This is a genomic window from Ureibacillus thermophilus (assembly GCF_004331915.1).
Taxonomy (GTDB): Bacteria; Bacillota; Bacilli; order Bacillales_A; family Planococcaceae; genus Ureibacillus; species Ureibacillus thermophilus.
In genome coordinates this window covers 2,540,303-2,553,318 of sequence record NZ_CP036528.1, presented here as the reverse complement: position 1 = coordinate 2,553,318, position 13,016 = coordinate 2,540,303, and the positions used below count along the sequence as shown (strand labels likewise).

Sequence of the window (13,016 nt, the reverse complement as noted above, 5' to 3'; positions counted from 1 at the left end):
AGCAAGAAAAAATACCTAACCGAGAAATTACAACATTACGAGTAAATCAAAATACACACAAAAAAATAAAAGCACTCGTTGAGATGTAAACGATAAAATAAAATCAACAGATTCCGCTCATTTGGATTGAACACTTTTTCACTATCAAATACACTTCTAATAAACTAGTTTATTAAGTTTATTGTCAATTTCATTCTATAAAAAAGGACGATTTTTTTGTACCCTAAAAACAGAAAAAAGGGCTGAGCCGAAGGTCGATTCAATCGACTTTTCGGACAGCCCCTTAGAAGAAACAATAACGCCTTTTCCTTATGAAGGGAAAAGCGATGATGTAATAGTTTTGCCATACACTTCAGGCACTACCGGTTTGCCTAAAGGTTGCATCCATACAAATGAAACAGTTCAAGCCAATGTTGTAAGTGCAAGCTATTGGCTAAATACTACATCTGATGCCGTTCATTTAACGACTTTGCCTTTATTCCATGTGACAGGCATGGTGCATAGTATGCATGCGCCAATTTTTACAGGGTCTGCAATGGTTATTTTAACAAGATGGAACCGAGAACACGCCGTTCAATTTATTCAAGATTATAAATGCACCCACTGGATTAATATTAGCACAATGGTGATTGATTTCTTGGCGAATCCCAAATTAAGAGAATACGATTTATCTTCCCTTTCAGTTATTGCTGGGGGAGGCGCTCCTTTGCCGGAAGCGGTGGGCGAAAAATTATTTGAGGCTACTGGCTTAAAGTTTGTAGAAGGCTATGGGCTATCTGAAACCATTTCCCATACGCACTTTAATCCGCCTGATCGACCAAAACTGCAATGTTTAGGAGTTCCTGCTTTTGAAGTAGATGCGCGAATCATAGATCCTGTGACTTTGAAAGAACTAGGAGTAGGTGAAGTAGGAGAAATTGTTGTAAACGGTCCTCAAGTATTTAAAGGATACTATAATCAGCCTGAAGAAACAGAACAAGCTTTTGTTGAACTAGATGGGAAAAAATTTTTCCGCACTGGCGATATTGGACGGGTGGATGAGGAAGGATACTTCTTTATTGTGGACCGTGTCAAACGGATGATTAATGCATCTGGCTTTAAAGTGTGGCCTACGGAAGTGGAGTCCATTTTGTATAAACATCCAGCGATTCAGCAAGCTTGTGTTGTCGGCGTTCCATACCCAAAACGAGGTGAAACGGTAAAGGCATTTGTCATTTTAAATGATGACTATGTTGGAAAGGTAACGGAAGAGGAAATTATTGAATGGTCAAAAGGGCAAATGGCCGCTTATAAGTACCCAAGAATTATAGAGTTTAGAAAAACATTGCCAACAACAGCAAGCGGAAAAATTTTATGGAGACAACTGCAAGAAGAAGAATGGAAGATGAAAGCAAAATAATTGTGATTGCAATTAAGCTTGTAATTCCCAAAACCTTCTCCTAATAAAAAAGAAGCAGGGCGCACGTTGCCCTGCTTTCTATATGTGCGCCCGGCATGTACATGAACGATAGGGTGTAAGTCCCGAACCCCGAAGACAGAAGTAGAGGTTAGCTCAACGTAAGGATGTCCGTGATGACGCGGAATCTGAAGGAAGCTGGAGGCAAAACACCGGTCTGAGGAACACGAACTTCATACAAGGCTAGGTATGATTGAGTGAGTTTGCAAAACAAAACAAAGCTCTTTCTGTCGAAGGTCATATCGAGTAAATGAGGCGGATAGATGGTGTGAAAGTGCATGTACTTACCCGGGGAGGTCTGGCGGATAGGTGAAGTACGCTTCATAACCTACTTAGTGATAAGTAGCTGAACCGTCAGAAGTCAGCAGAGGTCATCGTATTAGTTGGTCTAGAACAACTAAGAAGGACCGAACAATTAAGAGAGAATCGCCCTTGGCATTCAGTGGGTCATGATGAACACAGAAAACGTAGTACCTCACTTGAGGAAGGAAGCGGTGGATTCCGTGGAAGACCTCTTGGGGGATGGAGTGACCACTGGCATAAAGAGAACAGCTATTCACGGAAGTTATAAAAACTTGCGTCAATGATCTTAATTGAACCGCCGTATACGGAACCGTACGTACGGTGGTGTGAGAGGACGGGAGTTAATCACTCCCTCCTACTCGAATTATAAGGAAGTTTCTATGAAGGTTTATGGCGGATTGAAAGCTATTTGATATATCCTTTTTCAAGTAAAAATTCAATCAATTGATTTTTGCATTCCTCAATGGAATATTTTTCGCTGTCCACGACAATTTCCGGATTGTCCGGCGCTTCATAAGGGGCGCTGATGCCCGTAAAGTTTGGAATTTCATTATTTCGGGCTTTTTTGTACAACCCTTTCGGATCTCTGCGTTCACATTCTTCAATGGAACATTGTACATACACTTCGATAAATTCATCTGCTTCCACAAGGGATCGGACTAATGCCCGGTCTTCTTTATACGGGGAGATGAAAGCCGTCAATACGATTTGGCCGCTTTCTACAAAGAGTTTGGATACTTCGCCAATGCGGCGGATGTTTTCCTTTCTAGATTGTTCGTCAAAGCCCAAATCTTTGTTCAGACCGTGGCGGATATTGTCACCGTCGAGCACAAAGGCTTGATTGCCCCGTTCAAATAGTTCTTTTGCCAGTGCATTGGCAATGGAAGATTTTCCAGATGCCGAAAGTCCTGTGAACCATAGAATGAAACTGTGATGGCCATTTTTCTTTCTGTAGTCTGCTTTTGTGATGGATGTATCATGCCATACGATGTTTGAACTCATTATAACAACTCCTTATGAATGAACTTCTTCCCGAAGTCCGCGGATTAAGACTTCTACCACTTCTTTGCGGCTGAATGTGCTTGGCGGGATTTCTCCGTTGTGCAACATTTCCCGCACTTTTGTACCGGATAAGATGATGCGAGTGGATGCATCGTGCGGGCACGTTTTTGTTGTGGCCATTCCGTCGCAAGCTGTGCAATAGAAGCTATGTTCAAATTTAAGCGGCGTGATGCCGATTTCTTCCGGTTTGAATTGGTCAAAAATCTTTTGGGCGTCGTAAGTGCCGTAATAGTTTCCGACACCGGCATGGTCACGGCCAACAATGAAGTGCGTGCAGCCGTAGTTTTTGCGCACCAATGCGTGGAAAATCGCTTCTCTCGGTCCGGCGTAGCGCATCGCTGCAAGGAACACGCCTAAATGCACCCGATCTTTCGGATAGTAATTATCGAGCAATACTTCATAGCTTTCCATGCGGATATGGGCTGGAATATCATCGGATTTTGTTTCTCCCACTAAAGGATTGAGGAAAAGCCCGTCGACGATTTCCAGAGCTACTTTTTGGATGTATTCATGGGCGCGGTGTACTGGATTTCTTGTTTGGAAACCAACTACTGTTTTCCAACCTTTTTTCTCAAATAATTTCCGTGTTTCAATTGGGTCGTAAGTGTGGTCGGGAAATTGTTTTTTCGTTCTTTTTATAAGGGTGATTTTCCCGCCGACATACACATTCGGACGGTCAAACAATTTTTTCACGCCGGGATGGTTTAAATCATCAGTTCCATATACATTTTTGGCTTCAACGGTTTTATCCGGTTTATAAATATCTTGAATTTCAATCATTCCATATACTTCTCCATCAAAAACTAACTTGGCTTTTTCGCCAATTTTTAATGTGCCAGCCAGTTCTTCTGTTACCGGAAGCGTAATGGGAATGCTCCAAACAATGCCGTTTGCTAAGCGCATATTTTCTACTACGCTTTTATAATCTTCCTCGGATAAGAAGCCTTCTATTGGGCTATAAGCACCTACGCCGATTAATTCCAAATCGCTGATGGCAATTCCATCAAGGGGAATTTCTTTTTGCAAATGTTCATATGGTTCATTAGGGTCGTAGGCGTTCACCAATACGCCGCCATGGGGTTGAATGGTTGTCATTTTTCATTCCTCCTAATCAACATGTAATCCACATTCTGTTTTATTGAAACCTGCCCATCTGCCGGAACGCAAATCATCCAATGTATAAGCCGGTTTTGTACAGTGGGCGCATCCGATGCTAGGGTAGCCTTGGTCATGGAGCGGATTGTAATCCAACTGATGTTTGCTTACATAACGCCACACATCTTTCCAAGTCCAATGAATCAACGGACAGATTTTAACGGATTGGAACTTATTATCTTTGTTCAGGAAGTTCACATGTTTTCTAGTTTCCGATTGTTCCCGGCGCAATCCGGAAATCCATGCTTTCGCACCGGTCAAAGTTTCCCGGAGAGGGATGATTTTCCGGATTTCGCAACACTTATTTGGATCTTTTTTCCAGAGTTCATCTCCATATAATTTTGCTTGTTCTTCCAATGAAATGTCTGGTTTTTTTAGTATGATGTTTAACGATGGATATCTTTTCTTCACCTTTTCAATGGTTTCATAGGTTTCTTTAAAATGAACCTCCGTATCTAAAAAGACGATATTGGCATCAGCCTTCACTTTTGAAATCAAGTCGATTAGCACGATGCCTTCGATGCCGAAGCTGCAGGCATAAATGACTTCATCTCCGTAATGGTTATAAGCCCACTTTAGAACATTCAATGCTCCTTTATAAGTTTCATCCACTTCAAAATCGATATATGAATCTTGCCATGTTTGATAAGTTAACATGCGATTCCTCCTTAAATGAAAAAAGAGGACGTTTTAATGTAATAAAAAATTGTTAGTACATTAAAACGCCTCTAGTTTTCTAGTCAGCGTATTAATTTATTATTTATTTAAAGTATACTATTTTAATTGGATAAATCAATATTAAAATCCGATTTTATAAATTTTTTAAAAACCTTGTTGACTTATCGGAAAAATTGGATTATTGTATGAAACAAAGAATAACACTTTTTAAGTGTAACCAATCAGACAAACTGAAGGTTGCCTGCATGGACCCTTGGAATGGGGAAATGGTGGGCAACCTTCTATTTTATTTAAAAGAATAAAGGAGAGATGGGAATGAAAAAGAAAAAAAGACTACTATTATTTTTTGGAATTATTTCACTTTTATTGCTTTTGACAGCTTGCGGAAAAGAAGAGTCAAGCAGCAATGAATCATCAAACAACGCGGGTGAAAACAAAACGACAGAAACTTCAGAAGCAAAAAAAACAGTAGAATTATTAAATGTTTCTTATGACCCAACACGGGAATTATATGAAGAATTCAACAAAGCTTTCGCAGCTCATTGGAAAGAAAAAACTGGCCAAGAAGTGACAATCCAGCAATCCCATGGAGGATCTGGCAAACAAGCGAGATCCGTTATCGATGGTATTGAGGCGGACGTTGTAACTCTTGCTTTAGCCTATGACATCGATGAAATTGCATTAACGCGCCAATTATTAAATGAAGATTGGCAAAAAGAATTTGAATACAATTCTTCTCCATATACTTCTACAATTGTTTTCTTAGTGCGCAAAGGCAATCCTAAAAATATTAAAGACTGGGATGACTTAACGAAAAAAGGTATTTCAGTGATTACGCCAAACCCAAAAACAAGTGGCGGTGCCCGTTGGAATTACTTAGCGGCATGGGCGTTCGCAAGCAGAAAATATAACGGCGATGAAGCAAAAATTAAACAATTTATGAAAGATTTATATAGCAATGTAGAAGTGTTGGATTCAGGAGCCCGCGGTTCTACAACAACATTTGTGGAACGTGGCATTGGCGATGTGTTGATTGCTTGGGAAAATGAAGCGTTTCTATCCCTCAAAGAATTTGGCGAAGATGAATTTGAAATCGTGACGCCTTCTTTAAGTATACTAGCAGAGCCTCCAGTGGCTATTGTAGATAAAATCGTTGATAAAAAAGGAACTCGAGAAGTGGCAGAAGCATACTTGAAATATTTATACAGCGATGAAGGGCAAGAAATTGCAGCGAAAAACTTCTACCGTCCACGCAATGAAAAAGTGCTAGAAAAATATAAAGACCAATTCAAAGATTTAGAGTTAGTGACAGTAGAAGAGTTTGGCGGCTGGCAAGAAGCGCAAAAAACGCATTTTGCAGATGGCGGTACATTTGATGAAATTTATCAATAATTGAAAGCTTGAGACCATCAGCATAAAGGAACATTTTATTTCCTTTATGCTGGATCTTCATATTAAATGGAGTGATTTTTAGTGGAATTCACATTAAAAAGAAAGAAAAAGAATACCATCATTCCTGGATTTTCCCTTACCCTCGGCTATGCGATGCTTTATTTAAGCATCATTGTACTATTGCCTTTAGCGATGATTGTTGTGAATACCCTCTCCCTTAGCTGGAGTGAATTTATCGGAATCATTACGCATCCTCGTGCAGTAGCTTCATATAAATTGAGTTTCGGTAGCGCCTTTATTGCAGGGCTTATTAACGTGCTTTTTGGAACGATTATTGCGTGGGTGCTAATCCGCTACGATTTTCCGGGAAAAAAAATAATCGATGGACTTGTGGATTTGCCCTTTGCATTGCCAACCGCGGTAGCAGGGATTGCCCTTACCACTCTTTATGCCCCAAACGGCTGGATTGGGCAATTTTTTGATTTTAAAATTTCCTATACACCTCTTGGAATCGTGATTGCCCTGACTTTTATTGGGCTGCCCTTTGTTGTTCGGACGGTGCAGCCGATCTTGCAAAATTTGAGCAGGGAAGTTGAGGAAGCTTCCGCAAGCCTTGGGGCGAATCGATTCCAAACTTTAGTAAAAGTCATTTTGCCTGAGTTGTATCCGGCGATGATTACCGGATTTTCATTAGCCTTTTCTCGGGCGCTCGGAGAATATGGTTCGGTTGTGTTTATTGCAGGGAATATGCCGATGAAAACGGAAATTACTCCGCTCATTATAATGACAAAGCTTGAACAATACGATTACGTCGGGGCTACAGCCATTGCTGTTGTCATGCTTGTCGGTTCCTTTGTGGCCTTGTTGATTATTAATTTTATTCAATGGAGAATAAATCGAAAATTTAATTATTAGGAAGGAGGGCCATTGAATGACGAAACCGTTGGATGTGGAGCGAGCAGTGCCTGTTGTGAAGAAAGCGGTGAATCCTTATCCTTTGAAGGAATCGGCGATTGTGAAATGGTCGCTTATTACGGTTGCATTGCTTTATATTAGCCTTTTTTTAATTCTTCCTCTGATTTCAATTTTTGTGACGGCCTTCGAAAAGGGGTGGAATACGTATGTGGCGTCCATTGTAGACCCGCATGCCCTTGCCGCCATTAAACTGACCATTACCGTTGCACTGATTGTAGTGCCGCTTAATGCGATTTTTGGGATTGCTGCAGCTTGGGCGATTACGAAATTTTCCTTTAGGGGAAAAAATCTTTTCATTACTTTGATCGACTTGCCCTTTGCCGTTTCCCCCGTTATTGCAGGGTTGATTTTTATTTTGCTTTTTGGCGCACAAGGTTTATTCGGCGATTGGCTCTTTGAACATGATATAAAAATCGTCTTTGCCTTGCCCGGAATTATCCTTGCCACATTATTCGTCACTTTCCCTTTTGTTGCACGGGAATTAATTCCTTTAATGCAGACCCAAGGGATTACGGAAGAAGAAGCGTCCATCTCATTGGGTGCAGGCGGATGGAAAACCTTTTTCTATGTGACGCTGCCAAATATTAAATGGGGATTATTGTACGGCTTGATTTTGTGCAATACCCGTGCAATCGGCGAATTTGGCGCTGTATCTGTTGTTTCGGGGCATATCCGCGGGCAGACGAACACAATGCCGCTACATATTGAAATTTTGTATAACGAATATCAATTTACTGCGGCTTTTGCCGTTGCCTCATTAATGTCCATATTGGCCATTATTACCATTATCGTAAAACACATAATTACTTGGAAAGCAAAAGAAGTTTAGGGGGATTATTATGGGGATTCAAATTCAAAATGTATCTAAGTCCTTTGGTTCATTTCAAGCATTGAAAGATATTTCCGTTGATATAAAATCCGGCGAGTTGATTGCACTTTTAGGTCCTTCCGGATCTGGCAAAACGACGCTTCTCCGCATTCTTGCAGGGCTTGAGGGGCTTGATGAAGGAGCGATTTTATTTGACGGTGAAAATATCACCAATGTCAGCCCAAAAGAGCGAAAAGTCGGTTTTGTGTTCCAACATTATGCTTTATTCCGGCATATGACGGTATTTGAAAATGTGGCCTATGGGTTGAAAGTTCGTCCAAGAAAAACACGGCCATCGAAACAAGAAATTGAGAAAAAAGTAAACGATTTATTGAAGCTGGTGAAACTGGAAAATTTCCAAGACCGCTATCCATCCCAGCTTTCTGGGGGCCAGCGCCAGCGTGTTGCATTGGCTAGAGCCCTTGCGGTGGAGCCAAAAGTGCTTCTTTTAGATGAACCTTTTGGCGCATTGGATGCGAAAGTTCGGAAAGAGCTGAGAAGATGGCTTCGACAGCTGCATAATGAGTTTCATGTGACGAGCATTTTTGTAACCCACGACCAAGAGGAAGCCCTTGATGTGGCAGACCGCATCATTGTAATGAACAACGGGAAAATTGAACAAATCGGCACGCCGGATGAAGTGTATGAAAATCCAAGAACACCTTTCGTATATGATTTCTTGGGAAATGTGAACATCTTTAGAGGTCGCTTGCATAATGGCAAGCTGCAGCAAGGGCAATTTGAAATTAACGCCCCTCATTATTTAGATTCCCATGATGAAGCAGTTGGATACGTCCGCCCACATGACATCCAAATTGAGAAGGAGCAAGTGAATCATGAAACGGTGGCTGCAAAAATCACCTTCGTCCATATCGTCGGCCCGACTGCAAGAATTGAATTGCAAAGGGAAGATACCGGCGAATATTTAGAGGCGGAATTGCCAAAAGAACAATATAAAGCTTTAAATATCAAAAAAGACGACATTGTTTATGTGCGTCCTAAGCAATTAAAAGTGTTTATTCCTGAAGATTTCTCCATCTAAATGATGCTAAATTGCTTCCCTTATTGTTTATATAGATTTTCCCCCGAAAAGTTCGATTCCCCTATTGCGGAATCGAACTTTTTTGTATAATCGTTTATACTTTTATAGAGAAAAATGCGATAAAATGGAGAGGAAAACATGATCAAAATTGGCCTAACTGGATGGGGGGACCATCCTTCGCTATATAGGGAAAATGCTGCGAAGAAGGATAAACTTTTTGATTACAGCGCTCATTTTCCAATTGTGGAAGTAGATACATCCTTTTACGCCATTCCAACGCTGAAGAATATTGAAAAATGGGCGGAAGAAACACCGGACACTTTTCAATTTATTGTGAAAGCCTACCAAGGAATCACAGGCCATCAAAGGGATGAGCTTCCATACGAAACAAAACAGGAGATGTTTAATGCCTTTCGGAAGTGTGCCGATGCTTTTAACAAATTCAATAAATTAGCTATGGTGCTAGTGCAATTTCCGCCATGGTTTGATTGTACTTCTCAAAACGTCATATATATTTTGTATGTGAAGCAGCAATTGGAAGGGTTGCCAATCGCCGTGGAATTTCGCAACCAAACATGGTATCAGCAAGGAAGAGATGAGGCGACAATTCAATTTTTAAAAGATCAGGGCCTCATTCATACCGTTTGTGATGAACCGCAAGCTGGCGTTGGTTCGGTGCCTTTTGTTCCGAAAGCAACGGATAAAAAAGTGCTTGTGCGCCTTCATGGGAGAAATGTGTATGGATGGCGAAATAACGGGGCTCCTAATTGGCGGGAAGTGCGCTTTTTATATGATTACAATCGAAAAGAGTTGGAAGAATTGGCAAGGCACCTAAAAGAATTAGAAGCGGATGCGGAAGAAGTGTATGTCCTTTTTAACAATAATTCGGGACATCATGCCGCCAAGAATGCAAAAATGCTTCAAGAAATATTAAATATTCAATATGAAGGGCTTGCACCGAAGCAATTAAATCTTTTTGAAGGGGAATTTTAATGGAAAATGTGCTTCTTGCAATCATTGCGCTTTGTGCTGGAATCCTTGGCTCTCTCGTTGGTTTAGGGGGAGGAGTAATATTAATTCCGGCAACGCTGTATTTTGGGGTTACGTTAGGCTTATTCCCTGACATCACGCCTCAGCGAGTGGTCGGTCTATCTGTTGTGATGATGATTTTTACCGGCCTTTCATCCACTATTTCCTATATGAAATCAAAGCAAGTGGATTTTTTTAGCGGCTGGATTTTTTTTATCGGCAGTGCGCCTGGTGCAATTTTAGGGGCTTGGCTCAATAAAGGGCTAAATATCGATTCATTTAATTTATATTTCGGTATTTTATTAATCGTCTTGTCCGCATTATTATTTGTTCGGGATCGATTAAAGCCGATTCATTGGTTCCTTGAACATGGCATTAAGCGAAGTTTTACCGACCGCCAAGGCCAGACTTTTGAATATGGCTATCCAATCTGGTTTGCGGTATGCTTTACTTTTTTTGTCGGCATGCTTTCAGGGTTGTTTGGCATTGGAGGCGGTTCTTTAATCGTTCCGGCCATGGTGCTTTTATTCCGTTTTCCGCCCCATGTTGCCGTTGCCACATCGATGTTTTTGGTGTTTTTAACATCCATCATTAATTCCATGAGCCACATCTATTTAGGAAATGTTCCTTGGCATTATACCGTTCCGGTGATTGTGGGGGCTTATATGGGAGCGAAATTGGGAGCGGCTTTAAACAAACGGATGAAATCCAAAACGGTTGTTCTCGTATTGCAAATCGTTATGGTGTTGATCGGGATCCGTTCTATAATAGAAGGGCTAGTTTAATGTTGAGAGATGGTGAGCAGTTTGCTTGAAACAATTCATTTTTATCATACCAATGACATACATAGCCATTTCGAATATTGGCTGCGTTCGCAATATTTTATTCGAAATGAGCGGCTAAGTTTTGCCAAAAAGGGGGAGCCTAGTTTTTTATTCGATTTGGGCGACCATTTGGACCGTTCTAACATTTATACGGAAGCAACGCTCGGTTTAGGAAATGTGAGGCTGTTGAATGAAGCGGGGTACGATGTGGTGACCATCGGCAATAATGAAGGCATCACCCTTGCCTTCGAAGAGCTTTTTCATTTATATGATGAAGCAAATTTTGAAGTGGTTGTTGCCAATTTGAAGGCTGAGAGCGGCGAGAATCCGAAATGGCTAAAGCCTTATACGATTTTAAGGACAAAACATGGCACAAAAATTGGCGTGATTGGTGCAACCGCCTTTTATGAACTGTTTTATAAAGAGCTTCATTGGGATATTACCGAACCGAGAAAAGAGATTTTATCCCTTGCGAAAAAATTGAGAAAAGAAGTGGATATTTTGCTGTGCCTTTCCCATTTGGGCATTACAGAGGATGAATTATTGGCGCAGGAATGCCCGGAATTGGATGTGATTTTTGGCGCCCACACCCATCATTTTTTAGAAGAAGGGAAAATGGTGAACGGGGTGCTTCTTACAGGCTGCGGCAAATTCGGAGCTTATACAGGGCATTTGAAAATTCAGTTTGATCATAAAAATCGGGAAATTGTCTGCAAAGAAGAATTTGTGATTGATAATGCACTGCTGCCGGAAATCGAGGGGGAAGTGGAATTTCTTGAACAACTGTCCAAAACAGGCAAAGAGCTAATGGGGGAAACGCTCTTTCAAACGACAAAAAGCTACAATAAAGAATGGTTCCATCATTCCCAGATTTCAAGGCTCTTTGCAAAAGCCATATTGGAACATACCGGCGCTGATTGTGCGATGTTCAATGCTGGCATCTTTTTGGACGGTTTGAAAAAGGGGAATATCACCCGATATGATATTCATCGGATTTTGCCCCACCCTATCAATTTATGTGTAGTGGAGTTGACAGGTCGCCAGCTGAAAGAAGTGTATTTGCAAGCAAAAAACGAAGAGTGGTCCCAGCTGGAATTGAAGGGGCTGGGATTTAGAGGATTAATTTTTGGAAAGATTTTAACCTATGATTTTTCCGTCAATAAAAACCGCGAATTGGTTGTGCGGGGGGAAGTCTGCGATTTAAATAAAACTTATCAATTAGTAACCCTCGATCTCTTTACCTTTGGCTATTTTTTTCCAAACTTCAAATATGCCAAAAAGAAATATTATTTGCCATATTTTCTGAGGGATGTGTTCATTGAATATTGCAAACGCCATTTCTAGAATTCATGCTTAGAATAGTCATCTCCTCCTAGTCATAAAATTTGCTAGGAGGAGATTTTTTGTTTTACCGAAAACCTCAAAGAATGATGGTCAGGGCGCCGAAAAAAAGAAGAAAAGGCGCGAACCGATTTGCTTTATTTCTCATGAGTTTCGTGGTGGCAGTGGTATTATTTTTATATTTTTTAAATTCTCGATTAATGCCTATTTACTTAGATTATGCGGAAGTGCAAACCCGTAAAATTGCGTCGAGCGTCGTCAGCAAAGCGGTGAATGCCAGAACCTCCAGCGTCTTAGACATTAATGAAATCATTGAAGATTTGCCTACAGAATCCGATTATATGTTGACGACGAAATTTAATACGGAAATTATTAACCAAGTTCGGGCAGAAACAACCGCCCTTGTGAAGGAACATCTGGAAATGGCTGAAAAGGGAGATTTATCTCAGCTTCCGGATTTAGATAATATAGAGTATGATGTGTCGGAAATTCAAAAAGGGGATGGCATCGTTTTTCTTGTTCCCCTTGCTGAAGCCTTAAATCTTCCTTTGCTCGGAAACTTAGGGCCAAAAGTGCCGATTCGCTTCCACATCATTGGAAATGTGACAAGCGATGTTTCCACTAAGATTACAGAGTTTGGAATTAATAATGCCCTTGTAGAAATCAGCATTAATTTTAAAGTGAATGTTCAAATTATTGTTCCTTTTGCCAGCAAAACGACAACGGTGGAGCAAACCATCCCAGTAGCTATTGGGCTGACAAGAAGCCAAGTGCCGAATATTTATACAAACGGTGGAGATGGAGCACAGCCTTCTGTAGAAGTGCCGGTTCCATATGAATAATAAGAATTTTTTCTCGGACTTGCGATATTGTCAGTTGTTGCAAAAGCGT

12 protein-coding genes and 1 pseudogene are annotated in these 13,016 nt (G+C 40.8%); 10 read left to right on the top strand and 3 right to left on the bottom strand.

Features of this window, described 5'->3' with window-relative positions; translation table 11 throughout:
• Positions 1-301 precede the first annotated feature (301 nt).
• Positions 302-1,399 (top strand): annotated as a pseudogene (locus DKZ56_RS12755) (AMP-binding protein); the annotation flags it as partial.
• A 509-nt stretch (positions 1,400-1,908) separates the two neighbouring features.
• On the top strand, positions 1,909-2,043 hold the full coding sequence (locus tag DKZ56_RS15770; protein WP_281275659.1) for a hypothetical protein: 135 nt from the start codon (positions 1,909-1,911) through the stop codon (positions 2,041-2,043).
• 121 nt (positions 2,044-2,164) lie between these two features.
• Here DKZ56_RS15770 and cysC read toward each other — a convergent pair whose 3' ends face one another.
• Genes cysC through DKZ56_RS12735 form a run of 3 tightly spaced genes read right to left on the bottom strand, consistent with a single transcriptional unit; the run spans position 2,165 to position 4,633 of the window.
• Entirely contained in the window at positions 2,165-2,761 is a 597-nt protein-coding gene (cysC, locus tag DKZ56_RS12745; RefSeq protein WP_208650322.1) for an adenylyl-sulfate kinase, read from the bottom strand.
• A 12-nt stretch (positions 2,762-2,773) separates the two neighbouring features.
• On the bottom strand, positions 2,774-3,916 hold the full coding sequence (gene sat, locus DKZ56_RS12740; protein WP_208650321.1) for a sulfate adenylyltransferase: 1,143 nt from the start codon (positions 3,914-3,916) through the stop codon (positions 2,774-2,776).
• Positions 3,917-3,928: 12 nt separating this feature from the next.
• Positions 3,929-4,633 carry a phosphoadenylyl-sulfate reductase gene (locus DKZ56_RS12735; RefSeq protein WP_208650320.1) on the bottom strand — a complete coding sequence of 235 codons (705 nt, stop codon included), beginning with the start codon at positions 4,631-4,633 and terminating at the stop codon, positions 3,929-3,931.
• A gap of 336 nt (positions 4,634-4,969) precedes the next feature.
• On the opposite strand from DKZ56_RS12735, the gene DKZ56_RS12730 reads away from it, so the two are divergent.
• The 8 genes from DKZ56_RS12730 to yunB all read left to right on the top strand — a co-directional run bounded on the left by DKZ56_RS12730 (position 4,970) and on the right by yunB (position 12,967).
• Positions 4,970-6,046 carry a sulfate ABC transporter substrate-binding protein gene (locus tag DKZ56_RS12730; protein ID WP_208650319.1) on the top strand — a complete coding sequence of 359 codons (1,077 nt, stop codon included), beginning with the start codon at positions 4,970-4,972 and terminating at the stop codon, positions 6,044-6,046.
• An 81-nt stretch (positions 6,047-6,127) separates the two neighbouring features.
• Positions 6,128-6,961, top strand: a complete 834-nt coding sequence (gene cysT / locus DKZ56_RS12725) for a sulfate ABC transporter permease subunit CysT (protein ID WP_208650318.1) — start codon at positions 6,128-6,130, stop codon at positions 6,959-6,961.
• A gap of 16 nt (positions 6,962-6,977) precedes the next feature.
• Complete coding sequence (cysW, locus tag DKZ56_RS12720; protein ID WP_208650317.1) at positions 6,978-7,850, top strand: sulfate ABC transporter permease subunit CysW; 873 nt, start codon at positions 6,978-6,980, stop codon at positions 7,848-7,850.
• Between the two features lie 10 nt (positions 7,851-7,860).
• Positions 7,861-8,931: a sulfate/molybdate ABC transporter ATP-binding protein gene (locus tag DKZ56_RS12715; protein WP_208650316.1), complete on the top strand. Its 1,071-nt coding sequence runs from the start codon at positions 7,861-7,863 to the stop codon at positions 8,929-8,931.
• A 138-nt stretch (positions 8,932-9,069) separates the two neighbouring features.
• The gene (locus DKZ56_RS12710) at positions 9,070-9,924 is read left to right on the top strand and encodes a DUF72 domain-containing protein (RefSeq protein ID WP_208650315.1); all 855 of its coding nucleotides are present in this window, start codon (positions 9,070-9,072) and stop codon (positions 9,922-9,924) included.
• Entirely contained in the window at positions 9,924-10,745 is an 822-nt protein-coding gene (locus DKZ56_RS12705) for a sulfite exporter TauE/SafE family protein (protein ID WP_208650314.1), read from the top strand. The genes DKZ56_RS12710 and DKZ56_RS12705 overlap by 1 nt, the downstream gene beginning before the upstream one ends.
• Positions 10,746-10,766: 21 nt before the next feature.
• Entirely contained in the window at positions 10,767-12,128 is a 1,362-nt protein-coding gene (locus DKZ56_RS12700; RefSeq protein WP_208650313.1) for a bifunctional metallophosphatase/5'-nucleotidase, read from the top strand.
• Positions 12,129-12,187: 59 nt separating this feature from the next.
• Positions 12,188-12,967, top strand: a complete 780-nt coding sequence (yunB, locus tag DKZ56_RS12695; RefSeq protein WP_245989461.1) for a sporulation protein YunB — start codon at positions 12,188-12,190, stop codon at positions 12,965-12,967.
• Positions 12,968-13,016 lie beyond the last annotated feature (49 nt).